Origin of the sequence: Mesorhizobium sp. Root554, assembly GCF_001427025.1 — a bacterium.
In the GTDB taxonomy this organism is placed as follows: Bacteria; Pseudomonadota; Alphaproteobacteria; order Rhizobiales; family Rhizobiaceae; genus Mesorhizobium.
In genome coordinates, this window is the sequence record NZ_LMGA01000001.1 from 1,210,033 (window position 1) to 1,233,359 (window position 23,327).

The following is a 23,327-nucleotide window of genomic DNA, read 5'->3' on the forward strand; positions in this document are numbered from 1 at the left end:
TCCTATGCGGACAGTTTCTGCGCCGAGGGATCGAGCTCGCCGCGCCTGTCGAGCTCTTCGCGGATCATCTTCTTGGTGATCTTGCCGTAGGCCGATTTCGGCATTTCGGCCCAGAAAATGAAGCGTTTGGGCATTTTGTAGCGGCTGATCCTGGTTTCCAGCCATGACTGGATGTCCCTCGGATCGGGATTGGCTCCCGCCCTTGCCACGCAGACCGCGACGCCGACTTCACCCCACATCGGATCGGGAACGCCAAGCACGGCGACCTCGCTGATCTGCGGATGGGCGAGGATTTTTTCCTCGATCTCGCGTGGATAGATATTGGAGCCGCCGGAAATATACATGTCCGACGACCGACCGGTGATGTAGACGAAGCCGTTCTCGTCCATGTGACCGAGATCGCCGGTGCGGAACCAGCCATTGCGGAACGCCTTGGCGTTGGCGTCCGGATTGTCATAGTAGCCGGCGAACACCGCCGGCCCGATCGTGCAGATTTCGCCCGTCTCGCCGGCGGCAAGCGCATTGCCCTCATCGTCCTGGACCTGCACTTCCATGCCCGTTCGCTCGAAACCGCAGGTGCCGATACGCGCATCCGGACCGTCCTCCAGCGAATGGAACGCCGGCGGGAGCACGGTGATGTTGCCAGTAACTTCTCCCAAGCCAAAATATTGCACCAGAACGGGGCCGAGCTTTTCCAGCGCCCGCTTCTGGTCGGCCCTGTACATCGGCGCGCCGGCATAGATCATGTAGCGCAGCGAGGAGCGGTCGAACCGGTCGACGGAAGCGTCCTCGACGAGCAGTTTGACGATGGTCGGCACGGTGAAGATGTTGCTCACCCGCCATGTCTCGACCAGCGACCAGACCGTCGGCGCATCCATCTTGTCGGTCGGCAGGATGATCGTCTTCACCCCATGCGCCACTTGGGCCAGTTGGTGCACGCCTGCCCCATGCGACAGCGGCGCCACGACGATGGAGGCATCCTTGTGCGTGGTGCCGGGCATCAGGTCGCACAGATGATTGGTGACGACGAAAGCCATCTGTCCGTGTGTCAGCACCGCGGCCTTGGGCCGTCCGGTGGTGCCGGACGTGTAGAAGAACCAGCAGGGATCGTCCCGGTCGACGGCTACAGCCGGAACGGTTTCCCCCATATGACGCTCGACAAGGCTGTCATAATCCGGGCCGAAATCGGCTTCACCGATGGCGACGACGAATTCAAGTGACTGCGCGGCTTCCCGGCAGGCCCTGGCGTGGCCGGCAAAGCCCGCGCCGCAGATCATGCCGCGTGCGCCACTTGCCTTGGCCAGATAGGCCACCTCATCCGGCGACTGGCGATAATTCGCCGGCACCCAGACGGCGCCCAGCCGGAAACAGGCGAACATGGATTCGAACATCTGGTTCGAGTTGGCCGACTGGATCAGCACCCGGTCGCCCTTCGCCACGCCATACTCGTCGCGAAGCGCGGCGGCGAAGGCGTTGACGCGGGCTTCCATCTCCCGCCACGTCCATTGGCTGTCACGCCAGACAAAGCCGATCTCGTCAGGATTGCGCCGCGCCGACTGGCTCAGGAACTGCGCCAGATTCATGACTCGGGTGGTGACCGGCGACACGCCGCCGCGCGGATTGTCGGACATCAGCGAACCCGTTCGAGCAGGGAAACGTAATTGGCGACGGCGGCGCCGCCCATGTTGAAGACGCCGGCCAGGCTTGCGCCCGGCACCTGCATGTCGCCGGCCTCGCCGGCAAGCTGCATGGCCGCCATCACATGCATGGAAACGCCAGTGGCGCCGATTGGATGGCCCTTGGATTTCAGACCGCCGGAGACGTTCACCGGGAGCCGCCCGTCCTTGCGCGTCGTGCCGTCGCGAACGACGCGGTGGCCCTGTCCCGGCTCGGCAAGCCCCATGGCCTCGTATTCGATCATTTCGGCGATGGTGAAGCAGTCATGCGTCTCGACCAGCGACAGGTCGTCCAATGTCAGACCGGATTCGGAAAGCGCCTTCGCCCAGGCCTGCCGGGCCCCTTCGAACGCGGTGACGTCGCGGCGCGACAGGGCCATGATGTCGTTCACCTGCGAGCGGCTGCGGAAGGCGATGGCGCGGTTGAGCTGCTTCGCCGTCTCCTCGTCAGCGAGAACCAGCGCCGCAGCGCCATCCGAGATCAGCGAGCAGTCGGTGCGGCGCAGAGGCGCGGCGACATAAGGATTCTTGTCGGAGATCGTGTTGCAGAAATCGAAGCCGAAATCCTTGCGCATATGCGCATAGGGATTGGCCAGGCCGTTCGAATGGTTCTTGGCGGCGATCATCGCCAGTTCTTCCGAGCGGTCGCCATATTTCTGGAAATAGGTCTGGGCGATGCGGCCGAACAGCCCGGCAAAGCCGGCGTCGATCTCGGCCTCTTCGGCCCGGTAGCTGGCGCCGAGCAGGATGTCGCCGACATCGGCGGTCGGGATGGCCGTCATCTTTTCCGCACCCACCACCAGCGCGACGCGCCCACGGCCGGCCTCGATGAAATCCATCGCCGCATAGATCGCCGCCGAACCTGTGGCGCAGGCGTTCTCCATGCGCACCGCGGGGACATGTTTCAGCTCGTCATTCGACATGGCGACGAGCGCGCCCTGGAAATCCTGCTTCTGGAAACCGTTGTTCATGACGCCGACGAAGACACCGTCGACATCCGCGGCCTGGACGCCGGCATGCTCAAGCGCCGGCATCGCCACCGCGGCCATGAGTTGCTCGGTGTTTTCGTAATCCAACTTGCCGAATGGCGAATGCGCCCAGCCGACGATCTGCGCCCTGCTCATGGTCACGGTCTCCTGTTGGTCTGTTTGCCGTTACCGCGAGGGCCGGCATTGTTTCGTGTTCCGAACATCTGTCCGAGCTTGTCTTCGACGCGCCGGGCCTCGTCGCGGAGGTAACCGGCGATTTCCAGCTGCCGCGCCGGCTGCAGCCGATTGTCGATCGCCGCCACCGAAAGCGCACCCACCGGGCGGCCTTCAGCGTTCCGGATCGCCACGCCGACGCCCCATGAATTGGCGTAGATCAGTCCGGGATTGAGCGAATAGCCGTTGGCGCGCGTGGCCGCGACGTCCTGCCGGATGCGGTCCGCGGCGAGCATCGGATAATGCTCGGCAAGCGTGCGTTCATTGGCTTGTAGCATCGCTTCGACTTCGTCGTCCGGCAGCGCGGAAAGCATGGCGAGCGATCCGGCGCCGACGCCGAGCGGATGCTCGAAGCCGGCCTGCAGCGCATGGGTACGGACCGGATAGGTTCCTTCCTCGCGATACAGGCAAACGGAGTTGGTGCCGCGCGGCACCGACAGGAAGGACGAGTCCTCCGTCCGCCTCGACAGGCGTTGAAGGCTTTCCATGGCCAGTTGCAGCAGGCCGTAACGCCGCGAGGCAAGGCTGCCGAGGACAAAGGTTTCCTCGCCGAGGAAATAGAGGCGGCTCGCCTCGTCCTGTTCGATCAGGCCGGCCCGCATCAGCGCGAGCAGCAGCCGGCGCGCGGTCGGCTTGTTGAGCTCCGTTTCGGCGACGAGTTCGGAAAGCGAAGCGCCCCGGTCGGCGTGACGGCCGACGATGGAGAGCAGCGCCAGCGCCCTGTCGACGCTTTGCGAACCGGTCATGTCGCGGAGCGGCTGGGAGATGTTCATGGCTCAGCCGAACTCCGCCACCGCGCAGCTCTGCCCGCCGTCGACGGGCAGGCATACGCCGGTGATGAATTGCGCCTCCTCGGACGCCAGGAACACGGCGGCCGCGGCGATGTCCCAGGCCGTGCCCATACGGCCGACCGGCACCATCGCGTTGCGCGCGGCGACCATGTCCTCGACCGAGCCGTACTGGGAGGAAATCTGCTTGTAGATCAGGGGGGTATCGATCAGCCCCGGCATGATGCAATTGGCGCGGATACCCTGGCGCGCATACTGCATGGCGAGCGCCACGGTGGCCTGGTTCACCGCCGCCTTGGTCGCGTAATAGGCGAAATAGGGATAGCCGACGTAACGGATCGCCGCGAGCGATGAGATGTTGATGATCGCGCCCCTGCCCTTCGCCAGCATGTGCGGGATCACCGCCTTCGAGGTGCGGTAGACCGGGCCGATATTGAGGTCGAGCGACGCCTGAAAGGCCTTCTCGTCCAGCTCGACCGGACCGCCCATATGGGTGACGCCGACATTGTTGTGCAGGATGTCGATGACGCCGAAGCGCTCGATGGTCGCCGCGACCGCCTTGTCGATTGACGCCTGTTCGGTGACGTTAGCAGCCAGCGCCACGGCCTCGTTGCCCTCGCTGGCAATGATGCCCGCCGTTTCCTCGGCCGCCGCCGGATCGAGGTCTATACATGCGACCCTGGCGCCTTCGCGCGCATAGGCGACCGCCGCGGCCTTGCCGTTGCCCCAACCGGGCCCCGACGAACCTGCACCGAATACAATCGCTGTTTTGCCTGCGAGACGATCGACCAAAATGCTTGCCCAATGTGTGAAAACTTGCGGCGGGCGCCTGGACGCCCGCCGCGTTCGTTGAAATCAGCCGAGGCTCGTGCCGACGGCCTTTTCGAGAATGCCCCAGGCCTCGTCGCCGAACTTGCCCTTCCATTCGGCGTAGAAGCCCTTTTCCTTGAGCTTGTCGCGGAAGGAGGCCGGGTCCGTGGCGTTGATCTTCATGCCCTTGGCAGCCAGATCCTCCTGCGTCGTCGAGTTCAGCTTCTCGACGTCGGCGCGCTGGTTCACGCCCGCCTCGTTGATGTTCTTGGCGACGATGCCGCGCACGTCTTCCGGCATCCGCTCCCAGGCGCGCTTGTTGGCGAGGAACCAGAAACCATCCCACATGTGGTTGGTCATCGAGCAGAACTGCTGCACTTCGTAGAGCTTGGAGGTCGAGATGATCGCCAGCGGGTTTTCCTGGCCGTCGACGATCTTGGTCTGCAGGGCCGAATAGACTTCGGCGAAGTTGATCGAAGCCGGAGCCGATTCGAACGCCGAGAACATCGAGGTCCACAGCGGGCTGACCGGCACGCGGATCTTGAAGCCCTTCAAATCGGCGGCTTTTTCGATCGGACCGACCGAGCTGGTGATCTGGCGGAAGCCATTGTCCCAGATCTTGTCCAGCACGACGAGGTTCGACTTCTCGATCTCGCCGCGCACATATTTGCCGAGATCGCCATCCATCGCGGCCCACACGGACTTGTAGTCCGGGAAGGCGAAGCCGATGCCGCTGATCGAGGCGTTCTTGACCAGCGTCGAAAGAATGAGCGGCGAAAGCGTAAAGAATTCGACGCCGCCGGAGCGGATCTGGCTCAGCATGTCGGTGTCGGCGCCGAGCTGGCTGCTCGGGAATATCTGGATCGCGACGCGGCCGCTGGTCTCTTCCTGGATTTTCTTGACGGCTTCCTGCGCCCGGATGTTCAGCGGGTGGCTGACGGCGAGATTGTTGGCGAACTTGTAGTTGAACTCGGCGGTCTGCGCCCCTGCATACCGGATCGTTGAAACAAGCGGCACGGCGGCGGCAGCGCCCAGAACCAGACTGCGTCGAGTGATATTCATGTCATTTCCTCCTGATGTTTTTTAATTGCAATTCAAAGATATGCGATGGAAAGCGCAGGTACGGCGGCAATCACCAGAAGGCCGACGACAAGGGCCGCGAGATACGGCCAGATCGCACCGACAGCCTCGTCCGGCGAGACGCCGCCGATCTTGCAGGCAATGTAGAAGCCGATGCCGATGGGCGGCGTCATCAGGCCGATGTTCATGGCCGTGACCACCACCATGGAATAGTGGATTTCGTTGATGCCCATGCGCTGGGCGATCGGGAACATGATCGGCGCCATCAGCACGATCGCCGGCAGGCCCTCGAGCACGCAGCCGAGCAGCATGAAGACGGCGATCGACACCAGCATGAACGAGAACCAGCCGCCCGGCAGTCCGGTCATGTACAGCGCCAGCTGATTGGCGAAGCCGGTCTGCGTCAGCGCCCAGGCCATCGCCGACGCGGTGCCGAGGATGAGCAGGATCGCCCCCGACAGCGCCGCCGTCTCGACCAGCATGGAATAGAACTTCTTCCAGCTGATGCCGCCATAGAGCAGCATGCCGATGATCATCGCGTAGACGACCGCGATGGTCGAAACCTCGGTCGCCGTGGCAATGCCGCCCCCGACGACGGAGCGGATGAGAAACGGCAGGACCAGCGCCGGCGCTGCGATCAGCAGCGTCGTGCGGATGACGGAGAACGGCGCCCGCTTGACGCCGTCCATCTTCTCATGGCCGGCTTTCCAGCGGGCGAGCGCCACCAGCATCAGCAGCAGCACCATGGCGATGACGAAGCCGCTGGTGAACAGGGCTGCGATGGAGACGCCGGCCACCGAGCCGAGTACGATCAGCACGATGGAGGGCGGGACCGTGTCGGCCATCGCCGCGCCGGTCGCCAGCAACGCGATCATCTCGTTCGGCTTGTGGCCGCGGCGCTTCATTTCCGGAAACAGCGCCGGCGCCACCGTCGCCATATCGGAGACCTTGGAGCCGGAAATGCCGGAAACCAGGAACATGGAACCGAGAAGCACATACGACATGCCGGCCCGCACATGGCCGATCAGCGACGCCAGGAATTCGACGATGGCCTTGCCCATGCCGGTCGCATCGAGGACGCAGCCGAGCAGCACGAAGATCGGAACCGACAAGAGGATCAGGCTGGACATGCCCTCATCGATACGGCCGACCAGCACGATCAGAGGCACGGAGGTCGAGAAGGTGATGAAGGCGATGGTGCCCAGGCCGAAGCAGAAAGCAATCGGAACGCCGAGGAACAGGCAGATGGCGACGATGACGACGAGGAATATGGCGATGTTGATATAGCCGAGGCCGAGGAACACCGGCGTCAGCAGCCAGCCCACCACGCCTAGGGCAGCAACGGTCAGAGCGGCCAGGATCAGGTTCTTCACGCTGGAACGGCGCACCGCATGGCCCACCGCCAGCAGCAGCATCAGCACGAAACCGGCGATGATCGCCGATTCGCGGTAGCTCATCGGGATGTTGAGAGCCGCCGAGGTGACGTAGGATTCTTCCTCGACATATTCGATGGCCGGAAAGATCAGCGCGCCGATGACGGTCGCCACGATCAGCAGCGCCAGCGTATCGACATATTCACGCACGCGTGGCGGAAACATGCCGAGGAAAAGCGTCAGCCGCATGTGTTCGTTGCGGTCGATGGCGATCGCCGCGCCCAACATGGCCAGCCAGAGGAAGCAGATGGACGCCGCCTCGTCGATCCACACGATCGGCAATTGCAGGACGTAGCGCGAAAAGACACCGGTCAGCAGGAGACCGATGACGCCGACAAGCAACAGGGCGGCAATGATCTCGACCGGCCGCATCCAGCGCGATCCAGGCCGTGCGTCAACGACCTCGGAAATCGTATCGATAGTGAGAGTCTCCTCTCCCGCGGCGGTGGTGCTCAAGCTTTCCTCCCAGCAGTTCAGCTTTTTCTCGGCGCCCGGCCAGCGAATGTTCCGTAGCGGAAAAATTCCTCCTCCCAACCCGGCACGTCGTTCCATAATATGGAACTATCTTGCTGACTTGGCCTTTCTTGCCATGAAAATCCGTATGGAACAAGAAAAAATGAACAATCGATGCCACGACGATGTGGAACGATGATTTTAAGAGCCTGCGAGAATAAGACGATATGCGCGGCGGATTATTCGGACCCGGGCAGGTCTATCCACGGCAAGACAACGGCCGGCTACCTATGAACAATCATAGGTAGCCGGCTGGAAGAATGTCCTGGCATAGGCGGAAAGGTCGAACCGGACCCACGGCGCCAGAAGACGGACGAGGGCGGGAGAGAAAATTCCGCCGCCCGCCCTCCTTGAGCTCAGAAATAGCTCAAGCGTCGCGTGTCGGAGGCGCGAGCGCCTGTCGAGGGCCACGAACTGTCTTCGAGACGCGCTGCCGAATTGCGAACCACGGGAAGCACCCTGTCGCTGAAGGCATGAAGAGCGACGCGGTCGTCCGTACCGTAGACCATGAATTCAGTCACGCCGGACTGAACGTAGTCCATCAGCAACAATGAGGTCTGCGCCGAAAAATCCGACAGGCTTACCGCATCGCCAGCCTTGGCGCCCTCGGCGAGGCGTTGCGGCAGTTGCAGCGGCAAGGCAAACTGCATCTTGTGCTGCCGCCCAAACTCCGCCGCCGTGGCCCGTGCCCGCGCCACCAGCACCCGCACATCTTGCGGCGAACCGCCGGCAAGCTCGATCGTGTCCGCATGGCGGGCAGCCACTTTCAACGCCGTGCCCGAAAGCGCCTTCATGCGCACTGGCAGGGCGTGGGACGCTCTGTTGGGAACGAATGCGCCGCGCAGGCTGTAGAACAGCCCCTCGTGGTCGAACGGCCGCTCGTTCGCCCACAGGCGCTTGAGCAAGGTCACATACTCGTCCGCCTGCCGCCACGAAGCGGCGTGGCCGGAGCGGGGCCGGTCCTCACCTGTCGCCTCGCCCGAGAAATCCGGCAGCAGGCGCAATCCGAGTCTGCCGCCAAGCCGTGCCTGCAAAGCGCCCAGTTGGCGCGCAGCCAATATCGGCGACAACCGGCTGACACGGTGGGTGAGAAGGACATTCAATTGCTCGCCGAACGGCATCGCATCATCCGACGCGCCTTCGGCGATATCACCAGTCTCTCCGCCGATCACAAAACCGCTGAAGCCAAGCGATTCCGCCAAAGCCAAAGATGCCGGCAGGCTCTCGTTCCGTCCAACGGGTGAGCCCTGGTTGTTTGCCGCAAAGCTTCTTGCATCGATACCAGGCACGAAAGTGAACTCGACATTCATCGGATCTCTCCTTCGTTTGAAGTAAGGACTGCTGGGTCGTCTCCTGGGGAATTGATCGAAGATGGCCGTTCAGGCAATCAGCCCGAACACCAAGGCAGCCGCGAAGCCGAACGACAATACGAAGAAGGCATAGGCCCCGGCTGCGCCGGGCCGAGTCGCCACCCTGCCGGAATGGGTCTTCCTCATCGTCGTCTCTATCCGCGTAAAAGCCATGGTCGCTCTCCGATCGAGAAATAGTCTATAAAATCACTAGACTTTGTCGATTGCTATTTTCGAACGATCCTTGGGAAGATGTTCTGCGGGGACAGGCCCCTGTAGAAGTTCATTCCTGAAGCGGCTGGCAAACCATTTGAAACGCGCCGCGCATGCGGGCGCAGTCGCGAAAGCACTGGCGAAGACTGTGCTTTTTGCGTATCACTCCGCCGCGTCAAAGGAACAGCCTTCATGCTCGATCATCTTCAGCCCGCCCCAGCCGATAAAATCCTTGCTCTTATTGGCCTTTACCGAGCCGACCCCCGCGCCGACAAAGTCGATCTCGGCGTCGGCGTCTACAAGGACAGCGCCGGCCGCACGCCGGTGATGCGGGCCGTGCGCGAAGCGGAAAAGCGGTTGCTGGAGACGCAGGAAACCAAGACGTATCTCGGCCTCGCCGGCGATACGGCGTTCAACAACGCCATGGCCGCGCTGGTCTTCGGACCGGCTGCCGATTCGAGCCGCATCCGCGCCGCGCAGGCGCCGGGCGGTTCGGGCGCCTTGCGGCTTGCCGCGGAACTGCTCAACCGCGCCAGACCCGGCACGAGGGTCTGGGTCTCGAACCCGACATGGCCGAACCACATGCCGATCATGCGCGAGGCGGGACTTGAGACGCGCGACTATCCTTATTTCGACCCCGCATCCGGAACGGTGCGCTTTGAAGAGATGATGGCGGCGCTGCAGAAGGCGGAGGCTGGCGACACGGTCCTGCTGCACGGCTGCTGCCACAACCCGACCGGCGCCAACCTTACGCCGGCGCAATGGCAGGCCGTCACTGATCTGGTCGTGGAAAAAGGTTTGATGCCGTTCATCGACATCGCCTATCAGGGCTTCGGCGAAGGTCTCGAGGCCGATGCTGTCGGCGTGCGCACGGTTGCGGCGAAAGCTCCGGAAATGATCGTCGCGGCGAGCTGCTCCAAGAATTTCGCCGTTTACCGCGACCGCGTCGGCGCTGCGATCCTGATGGCGAAGGACAGCACCCAGGCCGATGTCGCCGCCAGCCAGCTTCTGTCGGTCGCGCGCACCATGTATTCGATGCCGCCGGATCATGGCGCGGCGGTCGTCCGCATCGTGCTGGAAGATCCGGACCTGCGCGCCGACTGGGAAAACGAACTTGAGGAAATGCGCCAGCGTATGCTGGACCTGCGCATCCGCTTCGCCGAGGCGCTGCGCCGGCAGTCGAACTCCGACCGCTTCGACTTTGTCGCCGACCACCGGGGCATGTTCTCCCGCCTTGGCCTCACCGAAGCACAGGTGGAGCGCCTGCGTGCCGAACACGGCATCTATATGGTGGGCGACAGCCGCATCAACGTCGCCGGCCTGCCGGAAAACGGATTGGACGAGCTGGCCAAGGCGATCGTCTCGGTTCTCGACTGAGGGTGGACTGCCTGCGCCTGTGGACAATGGCGGGCGCGACGCTCCCGCCATTGGCTCGGCGCCTGCGGGCGCTGTAGCATCCGCCCATGAAACCCTCCCAGGATATTTCGCGGCTGATCGAGATCATGGCCGCCTTGCGCGCGCCGGTAACGGGTTGCCCGTGGGATATCGAGCAGAATTTCCAGACCATAGCGCCCTACACGATCGAGGAAGCCTATGAGGTGGCCGACGCCATCGCACGCGGTGATTTCGACGACCTCCGTGACGAACTTGGCGACCTGCTGCTGCAAGTGGTCTATCACGCGCAGATTGCCGAGGAGGAAGGCCGGTTTGCCTTCGGCGATGTCGTCGAAGCCATCACCAAAAAGATGATCCGCCGCCACCCGCATGTTTTCGGCGACGCGGAAGCCCGCAGCGCCGGTATGGCCAAGGGCATGTGGGAAAAGATCAAGGCGGAGGAAAAGGCTGAAAAGCGTCAGTCGCGCATTGCCCAGGGCCTCGATCCTGAGGACCACGGCAAGGGCTTCTTGGACAGCGTGCCGGTGGCGTTGCCGGCGCTGACCCGCGCCCTCAAGCTGCAGGAGCGAGCCGCCCGCGTCGGTTTCGACTGGGGCGAGGCCGCGCCGATTTTCGACAAGATCGAGGAGGAGATCGGCGAACTGCGGGAGGCGCTTGCCGCGGGAGATACGGCGTCGATCAAGGGCGAATTCGGCGACGTGCTGTTTGCGCTCGTCAATCTCGGCCGTCATCTGAATATCGATTCGGAAGCCGCGATCAGCGGCACCAACGAAAAATTCCGCCGCCGCTTCCACCAGGTCGAACAGATGCTGGAAACCACCGGCAGGTCATTGGACGAGGCAAGCCTCGAAGAGATGGAAGAACTTTGGCGCGAGGTCAAACGGGCGGAAAAGCAGACGGACGGATAGCGTCTAACCGCCGCCTTTGCGCCCGGAAAGCCTGCCGTCGATTTCCTCGCGCGCGGTATCCGTCACCTTCAGCGAGAGCGAGACGCTGCCATCGTCATTGTCGGTGCGCGTCACGACCTCGCTGTTGCGGTAGATCCAGTCGAGGAAACGCATCTGCGCCGGCGCCAGCGTGATCTCGACGGACCGCAATTCGCCTGACACGCGGGTCTCGATCAAGGCCATCAGCGCATCGAGCCCCTCCCCGGTAATCGCCGAGATGGCGACCGGCGACTTGCCCGGCTCGTTGCCTGTTTCCAGCAACCGTTCGCGGCTGCCCGCATCGAGCTGATCGATCTTGTTCCAAACTTCAACAACTCGGTCGCCGTCGCCGACATCGACACCGAGATCGGCGAGGATGCGCTCGACATCCTCGGCCTGCGCTGCCGTGTCGGGATCTGAAATATCGCGCAGATGCAAGACCAGATCGGCTTCCACCACCTCTTCAAGCGTTGCCCGGAAAGCGGCCACCAGATGTGTCGGCAAGTCGGAAATGAAGCCGACCGTATCGGACAGGATCACCGGCGTGCCGTGTGGCAGGCGCAATCGCCGCAATGTCGGGTCGAGCGTGGCGAACAGCATGTCCTCGGCAAGCACCCCTGCCCCGGTCAGCCGGTTGAAGAGGGTAGACTTGCCTGCATTGGTGTAGCCGACAATCGCCACGACCGGGAACGGCACCTTCCGGCGCTTGGCGCGATGCAGATCGCGCGTGCGCCGTACGGTCTCGAGTTCACGCTTCAGCTTGACGATCTTGTCCTGCAGGACGCGGCGGTCGGCTTCGATCTGCGTTTCGCCGGGGCCGCCGAGGAATCCCGCGCCACCGCGCTGCCGCTCAAGGTGGGTCCAGCTGCGAACGAGCCGGCCCTTCTGGTAGTTCAAATGCGCAAGCTCGACCTGCAACGTGCCTTCCTTGGTGCGCGCCCGTTCGCCGAAGATTTCCAGGATAAGGCCGGTGCGGTCGAGAACCTTGACGTTCAGTTCTTTTTCGAGATTGCGCTGCTGCACCGGCGTCAGCGGATGATCGACGATCGCAAGCTCGGCGTGGGTTTCCTTCACGATGTCGGCGAACTCGGCAACCTTGCCGCTGCCGAGCAGAGTCGCCGGGCGTGGGTCGTTGACGGTCACGACGCTGACGTTGACCGGATCGAGATCGATGGCGCGCGCCAGGCCGACAGCCTCGTCGAGGCGAGCCTGTGCCGAACGGGCAAGCCTTGGCCGGCTTCTGTCATCTTCATCGTGAGTGGCGCGGTTCAGCACCGGAACGATGACAAGCGCCCGAGTCCGGGCCTTTTCACCGTTGCCGGTTCCGCTGGCGCCGCGTGTGCCGCGGCCCGCATCTGTATCTTTTTGCAACTAGCCGCCTTGGCTTTCCTCGCCATCGAACATCTGAACCGGCTGGCTCGGCATGATCGTGGAAATGGCATGCTTGTAGACAAGCTGGGAGTGACCGTCCCGCCGCAGCAAAACGCAGAAATTGTCGAACGAAGTGACAACTCCGGTCAGCTTCACGCCATTGATAAGGAAAATTGTGAGTGGATTTTTGCTCTTGCGAACCGAATTCAGGAAAAGGTCCTGAAGATTCTGCGATCGTTCAGCCATTGTTCTTATCTTTCGCCGATCCCCGTGGACTTGCACCCACGCGCCAAAATAAGACGCAAAATCCAGGGTGCAAATGCATTGCCGCTTTTCTACCGTTTTGCGGTTATCAGGCCGGCGTTTTTTCCGCAACGTCAAAAAGCGCCTTGCGCAAGGAAAGCGCGATCGAGCCGGGCTTGCCGTCGGCGACCGGCTGACCGTCGATTTCCACCACCGACAGTGAAATCGTCGTGGCCGAGCTTATGAAGGCTTCGCGCGCCGCCTTGGCTTCCTTGACCGAAAAACCGCGCTCCTCGACCTTCAGGCCAAGCTTTTCGGCGACCTCGAACAAGGTCGTGCGGGTGATGCCCCGCAGGATGCCGTGCACCGCCGGCCTGGTCACAAGGACATTGTCCCTGGTGATGATCCAGGCATTCGACGAACCGCCCTCCTTGACCATGCCCTCGGCATCCACGAACCAGGCTTCCTGCGCGCCGGCATCCTTCGCCTTCTGCTTGGCCAGCACATTTGGCAACAGGCCGACGCTCTTGATATCGACCCTATCCCACCGGGTTTCCGGTACGGTGATGACCTTGATTCCCGTCGCGGCGCGCTTGTCAGCCAGTGCGGGGTTGCCTTTCCTGGCCGTCACCACCAGGGAGGACGCCACATCTTCGGGAAACAGAAAATCCCGGCTGGCGACACCGCGGGTGACCTGCACATAGACCAGCCCATCATGGACGCCGTTGCGCTGGACGACTTCGCGGATGATGATTTGAAGCACCCGGCGATGCACCGGCCAGTCGATGGAAAGTTCCGTCAGCGAGCGGTTCAGCCGGTCGAGATGGCGGCCCATGTCGACGATGAAGCCCCGCGCCACCTCGCACACCTCATAGACGCCGTCGGCGAATTGGTAGCCGCGATCCTCGATATGGACGGCGGCATCCCGGTGGGCGACATAACTGCCATTGACGTAGGCGATGCGTGGCATGGTTCTCTCTCAAGGCAGTCGGCAGTGAGATTGCATCTAGCATAATCGAACAAACCGCAACAGCAAAGTCCTCCTGCCTCCTGTCTACTTTCACACCCCCAGCGACTTCAGCTTCCGATGCAGTGCGGAGCGTTCCATGCCGACGAATTCGGCGGTCTTGGAAATGTTGCCGCCAAAGCGGTTGATCTGCGCGATGAGATAATCCTTCTCGAACTGTTCGCGCGCCTCGCGCAGCGGCAGGGCCATGATATGCTGGTCCGACTGGTTGGGTGTTCGTGGCATCACGTCGCCGATCTCCGACGGCAGCAGATCAGCGGTGATCGGTGCGTCGATATTGTCGCCACGCGCCAGGATCATCAGCCGCTCGACATTGTTGCGAAGCTGACGGACGTTTCCCGGCCAGTTGTGCGCCTGCAGCACGGCCATCGCATCATCGCCGATGCGGCGCGGCTTGATGCCCGACTGGCGGGCAATCTGCTTCATGAAGTTGTCGACGAGATAAGGAATGTCTTCCCGCCGCTCCGACAGGCCAGGCACCATCACCGGCACAACGGCCAGCCGGTGGTAGAGGTCCTCGCGGAACCGGCCCTCGGCGATCATGGCCTCGAGGTTTTGCGACGTAGACGAGATGATTCGCACGTCCACCTTGACCCGCTTGGTGCCGCCCACACGTTCGAATTGCTGCTCGACCAGTACGCGCAGAATCTTGCTCTGTGTTTCGCGTGGCATGTCGGCGACTTCATCGATGTAGAGAATGCCGCGATGCGCCTCCTCCAGCGCGCCAACCTTGCGCTCGGTGCCGTTCGATTCGGTGCCGAACAGTTCGATCTCCATGCGCTCCGGCGTGATCGTGGCGGCTGTAAGCGCAACGAACGGGCCGCTCTTGCGGGTCGAAAGCGCATGAATGGCGCGCGCCGCCAGCTCCTTGCCCGAGCCCGACGGGCCGATGATCATGATGCGGCTGTTGGTCGGCGCCACGCGCTCGATCGTCTGCCGCAACTGGCTCATCGCCGAAGACATGCCGATCAGGTCGAACGTCTCGCCGCTGCGCTGCTTGAGGTCGGAAACCTCACGCCGCAGTTTCGACGTTTCAAGCGCCCGTTCCGCAATAAGGATCAGCCTGTCGGCCTTGAACGGCTTTTCGATGAAGTCGTAGGCGCCGCGCCTGATCGCCGAAACCGCGGTCTCGATATTGCCATGGCCCGAAATCATCACCACCGGCAGGCTTGGATGAAGCGTCTTGATCTCGTCCAGGAGGGCCAGCCCATCCAGCCGCGATCCTTGCAGCCAGATATCCAGGAAGACCAGCCTCGGCACCCGGTCGGCGATGGTCGCCAGCGCACTGTCCGCATCGTGGGCGGTGCGCGTTTCGTGACCCTCGTCACTCAATATGCCCGCGACGAGTTCGCGGATGTCTTCCTCGTCATCGACAATGAGAATATCAGAAGCCATTACCGACCTTTTCAGTTTGTCTTTCCTTTGCTGCGCCCGCCGCCGCAGCTCCGGCGGAAGCCGGCAGGATGATGCTGATCATGGCGCCCCTGCCGCCATGGAAATCCGCAGGCGCATCGTGAAGTTCCAGCCGCCCGCCATGGTCCTCGACGATCTTCTTGACGATGGCGAGACCAAGGCCGGTGCCTTTCTCCCGCGTCGTCATATAGGGCTCGAGCAGCCGTTGGCGATTTTCACGCGGCAGTCCCTTGCCATTGTCGATCACGTCGACGCGCATCGCCCCGTCCTGCCGGCCGGCGCGGATGCGGATGACGCCGTGCGACCCGTCGCTGCGGTCGACCCCCTCCATCGCCTCCGCCGCGTTCTTGATAAGGTTGCCGAACGCCTGCGCCAGCAACCGGCTGTCGAACGTGCCCTTGAGCGGTTCATCGCCAAACGCCCGTTCGAAAGCTATGTCCGACCGGCTGACCTCCACCAGGAAGGATGCCTCGCGCAGCGGCTCGCGAAGGTCGATCGACTTCATCTCCGGTTTCGGCATGCGCGCGAAAGCGGAGAATTCATCGACCATGCGGCCGATATCCTCGACCTGACGGATAATTGTGTCCGTACATTGGTCGAATATCTCGCGATCTTCGGTGATGACTTTGCCAAAACGGCGGCGAATGCGCTCGGCCGAGAGCTGGATCGGTGTCAGCGGGTTCTTGATTTCGTGGGCAATGCGGCGCGCCACGTCCGCCCAGGCAGACGAGCGCTGCGCCTGGACGAGGTCGGTGATGTCATCGACCGTAACGACATAGGATTTCTCCTCAAGGTGGCCTTCGCCCTCCTCGATGGTGATCTGGACGTTGAAGGTCCGCTCAGCGCCGGCGCGGTAGAAAGTCACCTGGTCGCGATAGACCGGCTTGCCCGAGTTGCGGCCGATTTCGAACACCCGCCCGACATGCGGCAGCACGGCCGACAGGTTCTGACCAAGCGCGGCCGTCCCCGAAATCGCCAGCATGGTTTCCGCCGACCGGTTGACGATGCTCACGATGCCGGACGAATCGACGCCGATGACGCCCGCGGTGACGCCGGCCAGAACCGCTTCGGAAAAGCGCCGGCGCTCGTCGATGAGATCCTTGGCGGAGAGCAGCTCGTTGCGCTGGGATTTGAGCTCCAGAAGCATATTGTTGAACGTATCGCCGAGCGAGGCGACATCGCCGTCGGATGGCCGAACCGGAACCGACACGTCGAGATTGCCGGTGGCCACCTCGTCCGCCGCGCCGATCAATTGGCGTATGGGCCGCACCAGCCGGTCGGCGACCGCGATGCCGGTCCAGATTGCCGACAGGACGATAATCAGCGTCAGCGAAAGATAAGGCAGTGCGAAAGCCACCTGCGAGGTCGCGCGGTTGCTTTCAAGGCCGCGATATTCATCCGTATTGGCGCGGACGATCTGGCGCGCCCTGATCACTTCGGGATCGACCACGCGGATCGTGTAGAGGAACAGCCCGTCGATCTCCCTCAGCTTGATGATGGCTCCCATGATGTTGCGGGTCTCGGGCGCGATCAGAAGCGGGCGCCCATTCTCCGCTTCCTGGATCGAGCCCTCCGGAGGTTCCGGCATGGCGAAGTCCGCATTGGTCTGCGCGCTCATGACGAAGGAACCATCTGGCCTGACCAGTCCCGCATGGGCAAGCCCGCGCCCCATCGTTTCCTTGTTCAGCAGGTCGAGGAAACCGGCGCGATCGAGACTGTAGAGCGACCGCGCATTATCGAGGTCGTAAGCCATCGACATGGTCGTGCCTTGCAGATTGCGGCCATTTTCCTGAACATAGGCGTCGGCGATCGACAGCGACGAGTTGATGATCGTCTTGGTCCGGATCTCGAACCAGCGGTCGAGCCCGATGTTGAGCGTGACGGCCGCGATGATGGCTACCATGATCGCCGGGATTGCCGCCACCAGGGCAAACATGGCGACGATGCGCACATGCAGGCGCGAGGCGGCCTTGCCGACCTTGCGGGCCATCAGAATGCGGTGGATTTCCCGTCCGATAAGGGCTGTCAGCGAAACGATGAAGGCCGCGTTCAGGCCGATAAGCGCCAGCGTGGTCGATTCGTCCGGCTTGATCGGCGTGACGCCGACCAGAATCGCAAAGGAGACGGCCGCCGCCAGCAGCGCACCCAAAATGGCGATCACGCCCGGCAGGGCAAGCAGCCGCCGCGCGTCGAGATTGGCCTTTTTGCGGAAAAGCGGGCCGGTAAATGAGGGGGCTTGAATCGCCATGTCGCCGTTAAGACCTACAACTGCGTCGCATCTATGCAACGCATTGTGGCGATTATGCAACAAATCGGCGGTGAGCGAAAATGTTTCGCTGGCTTTCCACGCGAATGTGAAAAGGCTCAAACCTGACGCGAAGATTTATAGACGTTGACGCCCAGTTCGCGGATCTTCTTGCGCAGTGTATTGCGGTTCAGGCCAAGAAGCTCGGCCGCCTTGATCTGGTTGCCGCGCGTCGCCGTCATCGAAGCCAGCACCAGGGGATATTCGACTTCGGCAAGAATGCGCTCGTAGAGACCGGCCGGCGGCAGATCGCCACCGAACGAGGCGAAATAGCGCTGCAGATAATGCTCGACCGCCTGACCGACTGACAGATCGTCCGGGATCAACACGGTCGCGCCGGGCACCACTGGCATTTCGCCGGTTTTCAGCTCGGCTTCGATGATTTCGGGCGAAATCTCGTCCTGAGCATAAAGAGCGCTCAGCCGGCGGACCAGATTCTCCAGTTCGCGCACATTGCCGGGCCACGGATAGCGCTTCATCAACTCGATGCCGCCGGTGGAAATGCGCTTTGTTTGCAGGCCTTCCTTGGCCGCCAGCTTGAAGAAATGCCGCACCAGATCCGGCACGTCCTCCGAACGCTCGCGCAGGGCCGGTAGCCGCAGCGGCACGACATTGAGGCGGTAGAACAAATCCTCGCGGAAAAGCCCCTGGTTGATCAGCGTGCGCAAATCCTTGTTGGTCGCCGCCACGATGCGCACGTCGGTCTTGATCGGGGTGCGACCGCCGACCGTGGTGTATTCGCCCTGCTGCAGCACGCGCAGCAGCCGGGTCTGCGCCTCCATCGGCATGTCGCCGATCTCGTCGAGAAACAGCGTGCCGCCCTCTGCCTGTTCAAAACGACCTGTCGAGCGATTCTGCGCGCCGGTGAAAGCGCCTTTCTCGTGGCCGAACAGCTCCGATTCGATCAGGTCGCGCGGGATCGCCGCCATGTTGATGGCCACGAACGGGCCGCCGCGGCGGCGGCCATATTCATGCAGCGCCCGCGCGACGAGTTCCTTGCCGGTCCCCGATTCGCCGCTGATCATCACCGTCAGGTCTGTTTGCATCATGCGCGCCAGCATCCGGTAGATGTCCTGCATCGCGGCGGAACGGCCGACCAGCGGCATCGTCTCCGGCTGCTCGTCGGCCCGGCTTTCGACCTTGGGGCGGCGCGGCTCCGCCAGTGCGCGATTGACGATGTTGAGAAGCTCGGTCAGGTCAAACGGCTTCGGCAGATATTCGTAGGCGCCGGTTTCGGAGGCTCGGATCGCCGTCATGAAGGTGTTCTGTGCGCTCATGACGACGACCGGCAGTTCCGGCCTGGCCTTCTTGATCCGCGGCAGCATGTCGAAGGCGTTTTCGTCCGGCATGACCACGTCGGTAATGACGAGATCGCCCTCGCCCGCCGCAACCCAGCGCCATAGAGTCGAAGCGTTCGAGGTTACCCGCACATCGTGGCCGGCGCGCGAAAGGGCCTGGTTGAGCACGGTGCGGATGGCCGCATCGTCGTCAGCCACGAGAATATTGCCGCGGGCGCTCATATGCGCTCTCCTTCGTCACAATTGGCTTCCGGTGGGGCTTCACGCCAGGCAGGCATCAGGATTCGGAATGTCGTGCCGCGTGGTGTCGACTCGCATTCGATGATTCCACCATGCTCACCGACGATTTTCGCCACCAGCGCCAGCCCGAGTCCTGAACCGTTCGGCTTGGTGGTGATGAAGGGGTCGAACAGGATCGGCAGCAGGTCATCAGCGACACCGGAGCCGTTGTCGTGCACGCAGAACTCAAGTGGCAGCGAGACGCGATCCTGCGTGCCCGGAACCGCCATGCGGATGCCGGGCCGGAAGGCGGTGGACAGGCTGATTTCGCCCTGCGGGTCGCTTCCGATCGCCTCCGCGGCGTTCTTGACCAGGTTGAGGAAGACCTGGATCAGCTGGTCGCGGTTGGCGTAGACCGGAGGCAACGATGGATCATAGTCCTCCAATATCTTGATCCGGTTGGCGAATCCGTTCCGGGCAAGAGCTTTTACATGGTCGAGGACGACATGGATGTTGACGGGATAGCGGTCGATGGGCCGCTCGTCCGAAAACACCTCCATGCGGTCGACCAGGGACACGATGCGGTCCGTCTCGTCGGTGATAAGCCGCGTCAACGCGCGATCTTCGTCGGATGCCGACAGTTCCAGCAACTGTGCGGCGCCGCGAATGCCGGACAGCGGGTTCTTGATCTCGTGCGCCAGCATCGCCGCCAACCCCGTCACCGACCGGGCAGCGCCGCGATGCGTCATCTGGCGGTCGATCTTGTCCGCCATCGAGCGTTCCTGGAACATCACGACGACCGAGCCGGGAAATTCGGGTACCGGCGCGGCGTAGAGATCGACCACTTTTTCGATACCCAGGCGCGGCGACGATATATCGACGCGGTATTCGTTGACCGGCGTGCGCCGCTCACGCACCTGATCCACCAGGGCCAGCAGCGGACTGCCGAAGGGGATCAGCTTGGTCAGCGTGTTGCGCGCCAGCATCGTCGCGCTGGAGCGGAAAAAATCCTCGGCATCGGCGTTGGCATAGGTGATGTGCCCTTCCGGCCCGACCATGATGACCGGCCTGCGGATGGTATTGAGAAGGATCTGCGCGGCGTCCGCCATCTCGCCCGGCTGTTCTGCCATCGTCTTCATGCCGCTCTCCGCACATTTGCATCCGCCGCCCGCAGGAACGCCTCGCCGAGCGCCGCGATGACGCATTTCGGATCGAGGCCGGTCAGGATTTCCTTGCGCAGTTCCGCCGACGTGCCGGTTGCGTGCCGGTCGAGATACCAGCCGAGATGCTTGCGCGCCTGCCGGACGCCGCTTTCGATGCCGTACAGGGCGAGCATGTCCTCGTAGTGGGACACGACGTAATCGCGCAAAGCGCCCGAAGTTTCGGGAATGCCTTCACATTTCGCGCCGGACGCCTCCGCTGCGATGCTTCCCGCGAGCCACGGCGCGCCATAATGGCCACGGCCGACCATCACCGCATCGGCGCCCGACTGCACAAGAATTTCCGAAGCGTCGGCTGCGCCAAGCACGTCGCCATTCGCCACCACGGGGATCGATACCGCTTGCTTGACGCGGGCGATGGCCGACCAGTCGGCCCTGCCCTGGTAGAACTGGCAGCGGGTGCGGCCATGGATCGTCACCATCTTCACGCCTGCCTGCTCGGCGCGGCGCGCCAGCAGCGGCGCGTTGAGCACGCTGTCGTCCCAGCCCAGTCGCATCTTGACCGTCACTGGCACGTCGACGGATTCGATCACCGCATCGATCAGCGTCATGGCGTGGTCAAGATCGCGCATCAGCGCCGAGCCGGCATAGCCGCCGGTGACCTTCTTGGCCGGGCAGCCCATATTGATGTCGATGATGTCGGCGCCTTCGCCCGCGGCGATACGGGCGGCCTCGGCCATGTGAGAGGCTTCGCGCCCGGCAAGCTGCACCATATGCGTGGGCAGCCCGCTGTGGCGGATGCGCAGGTTGAATCCCGCCCTGCCCCTGGCCAGTTCGCCGCTGGCGACCATTTCAGACACGACAAGGCCGGCGCCGTGCCCATGGGCGCGACGGCGGAACGGCTCGTCGGTTATCCCGGACATCGGCGCAAGGAAGACCCGGTTACCGGCTTCGGCGTTTCCGATAGGAAGCGGCAGGGCCAAATCCGTCAAAGCAGGCATGCACAAAAACCAAGCAAGTACATCATTTGCCCAATATGTAGCCAAGTTTGTTGGTATCTGCAACGTGCAATGGCGGCAAGATTGAGGCTGTCGGGGGAAAATACTGGCATTGAGCCTGAACGCTGGCTAAGCCATTGCCAAATGACAGCACCGATCGACCATTCCAATCGAAAATCGCCGAAAACGAGCGTCGTGATCGTCGCTGCCGGCCGCGGCGAACGCGCCGGACAGGCGCACGGCCCCAAGCAGTATCGCGAGATCGGCGGCAAGTCGGTCATCGCCCGCGCGGTCGATGCATTCCTGACGCACCCACAAATCGCCAGCGTGGTCGCCGTCATCCATGCCGATGACATCGATCTGTTCCGGTCGGCGGTGCCGCAATGGCGGCAGGTCACCATCGTGACCGGCGGGCCGACGCGCCAGGATTCCGTGCGGCTCGGCTTGCAGGCGCTGCAACAGGATCCGCCCGATCAGGTTCTGGTCCACGATGCCGCCCGGCCCTTTGCCGATGCGCAGATGATCGGGCGCGTCGTTTCGGCCGTCGGCGAAAAGTCGGGCGCGCTGCCCGTCCTGCCCGTTTCCGATACGCTGAAATCCGCGCCCGCGGGCATGGTCGAGGCGACCGTTCCCCGCGACGGTCTCCACGCCGCCCAGACCCCGCAAGGCTTTCCTTATCCTGCGTTGTTCGATGCGCACGAAAAGGCCCATGCGGCTGGCCGGAGCGATTTCACCGACGACGCCGCCATCGCCGAATGGGCCGGCATGCCGGTGAAAATCGTCGCCGGCTCGCCCGACAACATCAAGATCACCTGGCCCCGGGATATCGACATGGCAAATCAACGGCTTGCGGCGGAACGCTCCAGCTATCCCGATGTCCGCACCGGCAATGGCTACGATGTGCATTCCTTCGAACCCGGCGATCATGTCACGCTTTGCGGCGTGGAAATTCCCCACGGCAAAAAGCTGTCGGGCCATTCGGATGCCGATGTCGGGCTGCATGCACTGACGGACGCGCTGCTTGCCACTTGCGGCGCTGGCGACATCGGCACGCATTTCCCGCCTTCCGATCCGCAATGGAAGGGTGCGGCGTCGCGGCTGTTCGTCGAGCACGCGGCCCGGATCGTGCGGGCGCGAGGCGGCCGCATCGCCAATGCGGACATAACGCTCATCTGCGAAGCGCCGAAAATCGGCCCGCATCGCGAGGCGATGACGCAGGCGATGGCCGTGATGCTGGAAATTTCCCCCGAACGCATCTCCGTCAAGGCAACCACAAACGAGAAACTGGGTTTTATCGGACGCGAGGAAGGCATCGCCGCCATCGCGACCGCAAGCGTGATCTATCCCGGAGAAGTCCCCGCATGAGCGAGCCCGGCACAGGAGAGGTGAAGCAGACGGAAATCGGCGCCCTCGCGGACCGTTTTCTGAAAGCATGTTCCCACCATGGGATTCTCGCCGCCACGGCCGAAAGCTGTACCGGCGGCCTGATCATCGCGGCGATGACCGACATTCCGGGATCGTCCTCGATGGTGGACCGGGGTTTCGTCACCTATTCGAACGAGGCCAAGATGGACATGCTGGGCGTGCTCCCAGCCACCCTCGAAGCGCATGGCGCTGTGTCCTCCGAAACGGCCGGTGAAATGGCTACAGGCGCGCTGGCCCGCTCGCGAGCCGGCATTGCGCTTGCGGTAACCGGCATTGCCGGACCTGATGGCGGCAACGCCACCAAGCCGGTGGGGCTGGTCTGGTTCGGCCTGGCGGTCGAAGGCAAGCCGGTGGCGACGGAAAAACGCCTGTTCGAAAATCGCGGCCGCGACTTCATCCGCCGCGAAACCGTGCGTCATGCGCTGGAAATGGGATTGAAGGCGCTGGGCGAGGACTGACCGTGCCTCGAGGGACGACTTGTCG

Annotated in this window: 19 protein-coding genes; 4 read left to right on the forward strand and 15 right to left on the reverse strand. The window is 62.9% G+C overall.

The window, feature by feature from the left end:
• Positions 1–2 precede the first annotated feature (2 nt).
• The 7 genes from ASD44_RS05875 to ASD44_RS05905 all read right to left on the reverse strand — a co-directional run bounded on the left by ASD44_RS05875 (position 3) and on the right by ASD44_RS05905 (position 8,812).
• Positions 3–1,634, reverse strand: a complete 1,632-nt coding sequence (locus ASD44_RS05875; protein ID WP_200946448.1) for an acyl-CoA synthetase — start codon at positions 1,632–1,634, stop codon at positions 3–5.
• Positions 1,631–2,800, reverse strand: a complete 1,170-nt coding sequence (locus ASD44_RS05880; RefSeq protein WP_056109761.1) for an acetyl-CoA acetyltransferase — start codon at positions 2,798–2,800, stop codon at positions 1,631–1,633. The genes ASD44_RS05875 and ASD44_RS05880 overlap by 4 nt, the downstream gene beginning before the upstream one ends.
• Before the next feature lie 2 nt (positions 2,801–2,802).
• On the reverse strand, positions 2,803–3,651 hold the full coding sequence (locus ASD44_RS05885) for an IclR family transcriptional regulator (protein WP_056109763.1): 849 nt from the start codon (positions 3,649–3,651) through the stop codon (positions 2,803–2,805).
• 3 nt (positions 3,652–3,654) lie between these two features.
• Positions 3,655–4,458 carry a glucose 1-dehydrogenase gene (locus ASD44_RS05890; protein WP_056109765.1) on the reverse strand — a complete coding sequence of 268 codons (804 nt, stop codon included), beginning with the start codon at positions 4,456–4,458 and terminating at the stop codon, positions 3,655–3,657.
• A gap of 63 nt (positions 4,459–4,521) precedes the next feature.
• Entirely contained in the window at positions 4,522–5,538 is a 1,017-nt protein-coding gene (locus tag ASD44_RS05895) for a TRAP transporter substrate-binding protein (RefSeq protein WP_056109767.1), read from the reverse strand.
• 32 nt (positions 5,539–5,570) lie between these two features.
• Complete coding sequence (locus ASD44_RS05900; RefSeq protein ID WP_244478819.1) at positions 5,571–7,409, reverse strand: TRAP transporter large permease subunit; 1,839 nt, start codon at positions 7,407–7,409, stop codon at positions 5,571–5,573.
• A gap of 449 nt (positions 7,410–7,858) precedes the next feature.
• Complete coding sequence (locus ASD44_RS05905; RefSeq protein WP_056109769.1) at positions 7,859–8,812, reverse strand: LLM class flavin-dependent oxidoreductase; 954 nt, start codon at positions 8,810–8,812, stop codon at positions 7,859–7,861.
• 444 nt (positions 8,813–9,256) lie between these two features.
• Between ASD44_RS05905 and ASD44_RS05910 the strand changes: the two genes are divergently transcribed.
• Together ASD44_RS05910 and mazG are read left to right on the forward strand one after the other, a co-directional pair.
• On the forward strand, positions 9,257–10,441 hold the full coding sequence (locus tag ASD44_RS05910) for an amino acid aminotransferase (protein WP_056109771.1): 1,185 nt from the start codon (positions 9,257–9,259) through the stop codon (positions 10,439–10,441).
• A gap of 86 nt (positions 10,442–10,527) precedes the next feature.
• The gene (gene mazG, locus ASD44_RS05915) at positions 10,528–11,367 is read left to right on the forward strand and encodes a nucleoside triphosphate pyrophosphohydrolase (protein WP_056109773.1); all 840 of its coding nucleotides are present in this window, start codon (positions 10,528–10,530) and stop codon (positions 11,365–11,367) included.
• Positions 11,368–11,370: 3 nt separating this feature from the next.
• Here the strand turns inward: mazG and hflX are convergent, their stop codons facing one another.
• The 8 genes from hflX to dusB form a co-directional block, all read right to left on the reverse strand.
• Entirely contained in the window at positions 11,371–12,660 is a 1,290-nt protein-coding gene (hflX, locus tag ASD44_RS05920; protein WP_244478820.1) for a GTPase HflX, read from the reverse strand.
• Between the two features lie 96 nt (positions 12,661–12,756).
• A complete protein-coding gene (gene hfq / locus ASD44_RS05925; protein ID WP_018428055.1) occupies positions 12,757–13,002 on the reverse strand; it encodes an RNA chaperone Hfq in 246 nt (81 codons plus the stop codon).
• A gap of 106 nt (positions 13,003–13,108) precedes the next feature.
• On the reverse strand, positions 13,109–13,969 hold the full coding sequence (locus ASD44_RS05930) for a D-amino-acid transaminase (protein WP_056109776.1): 861 nt from the start codon (positions 13,967–13,969) through the stop codon (positions 13,109–13,111).
• Positions 13,970–14,059: 90 nt separating this feature from the next.
• On the reverse strand, positions 14,060–15,421 hold the full coding sequence (locus tag ASD44_RS05935) for a sigma-54 dependent transcriptional regulator (protein ID WP_056109779.1): 1,362 nt from the start codon (positions 15,419–15,421) through the stop codon (positions 14,060–14,062).
• Complete coding sequence (locus tag ASD44_RS05940) at positions 15,411–17,687, reverse strand: PAS domain-containing sensor histidine kinase (RefSeq protein WP_056109780.1); 2,277 nt, start codon at positions 17,685–17,687, stop codon at positions 15,411–15,413. The genes ASD44_RS05935 and ASD44_RS05940 overlap by 11 nt, the downstream gene beginning before the upstream one ends.
• Positions 17,688–17,803: 116 nt before the next feature.
• Positions 17,804–19,264, reverse strand: coding sequence for a nitrogen regulation protein NR(I) (gene ntrC / locus ASD44_RS05945; RefSeq protein WP_056109782.1), 1,461 nt, complete (start codon positions 19,262–19,264; stop codon positions 17,804–17,806).
• Complete coding sequence (locus ASD44_RS05950; protein WP_056109784.1) at positions 19,261–20,400, reverse strand: nitrogen regulation protein NR(II); 1,140 nt, start codon at positions 20,398–20,400, stop codon at positions 19,261–19,263. The genes ntrC and ASD44_RS05950 overlap by 4 nt, the downstream gene beginning before the upstream one ends.
• Positions 20,397–21,422, reverse strand: a complete 1,026-nt coding sequence (gene dusB, locus ASD44_RS05955) for a tRNA dihydrouridine synthase DusB (protein WP_056109786.1) — start codon at positions 21,420–21,422, stop codon at positions 20,397–20,399. Before dusB ends, ASD44_RS05950 begins: the two co-directional genes overlap by 4 nt.
• 141 nt (positions 21,423–21,563) lie before the next feature.
• On the opposite strand from dusB, the gene ASD44_RS05960 reads away from it, so the two are divergent.
• Positions 21,564–22,784 (forward strand): bifunctional 2-C-methyl-D-erythritol 4-phosphate cytidylyltransferase/2-C-methyl-D-erythritol 2,4-cyclodiphosphate synthase, encoded by a 1,221-nt coding sequence (locus tag ASD44_RS05960; protein ID WP_056109787.1) that lies wholly within the window; start codon positions 21,564–21,566, stop codon positions 22,782–22,784.
• Positions 22,781–23,302, forward strand: a complete 522-nt coding sequence (locus ASD44_RS05965; protein ID WP_056109789.1) for a CinA family protein — start codon at positions 22,781–22,783, stop codon at positions 23,300–23,302. Before ASD44_RS05960 ends, ASD44_RS05965 begins: the two co-directional genes overlap by 4 nt.
• The last annotated feature ends 25 nt before the right edge of the window (positions 23,303–23,327 follow it).

Coding starts and splice junctions, on each gene's coding strand:
- ASD44_RS05880 (WP_056109761.1), bottom strand. CDS start 2,800: ATGAGCAGGGCGCAGATCGTCGGCTGGGCGCATTCGCCATTCGGCAAG.
- ASD44_RS05885 (WP_056109763.1), bottom strand. CDS start 3,651: ATGAACATCTCCCAGCCGCTCCGCGACATGACCGGTTCGCAAAGCGTC.
- ASD44_RS05895 (WP_056109767.1), bottom strand. CDS start 5,538: ATGAATATCACTCGACGCAGTCTGGTTCTGGGCGCTGCCGCCGCCGTG.
- ASD44_RS05905 (WP_056109769.1), bottom strand. CDS start 8,812: ATGAATGTCGAGTTCACTTTCGTGCCTGGTATCGATGCAAGAAGCTTT.
- ASD44_RS05910 (WP_056109771.1), top strand. CDS start 9,257: ATGCTCGATCATCTTCAGCCCGCCCCAGCCGATAAAATCCTTGCTCTT.
- mazG (WP_056109773.1), top strand. CDS start 10,528: ATGAAACCCTCCCAGGATATTTCGCGGCTGATCGAGATCATGGCCGCC.
- hfq (WP_018428055.1), bottom strand. CDS start 13,002: ATGGCTGAACGATCGCAGAATCTTCAGGACCTTTTCCTGAATTCGGTT.
- ASD44_RS05930 (WP_056109776.1), bottom strand. CDS start 13,969: ATGCCACGCATCGCCTACGTCAATGGCAGTTATGTCGCCCACCGGGAT.
- ASD44_RS05935 (WP_056109779.1), bottom strand. CDS start 15,421: ATGGCTTCTGATATTCTCATTGTCGATGACGAGGAAGACATCCGCGAA.
- ASD44_RS05940 (WP_056109780.1), bottom strand. CDS start 17,687: ATGGCGATTCAAGCCCCCTCATTTACCGGCCCGCTTTTCCGCAAAAAG.
- ntrC (WP_056109782.1), bottom strand. CDS start 19,264: ATGAGCGCCCGCGGCAATATTCTCGTGGCTGACGACGATGCGGCCATC.
- ASD44_RS05950 (WP_056109784.1), bottom strand. CDS start 20,400: ATGAAGACGATGGCAGAACAGCCGGGCGAGATGGCGGACGCCGCGCAG.
- dusB (WP_056109786.1), bottom strand. CDS start 21,422: ATGCCTGCTTTGACGGATTTGGCCCTGCCGCTTCCTATCGGAAACGCC.
- ASD44_RS05960 (WP_056109787.1), top strand. CDS start 21,564: ATGACAGCACCGATCGACCATTCCAATCGAAAATCGCCGAAAACGAGC.
- ASD44_RS05965 (WP_056109789.1), top strand. CDS start 22,781: ATGAGCGAGCCCGGCACAGGAGAGGTGAAGCAGACGGAAATCGGCGCC.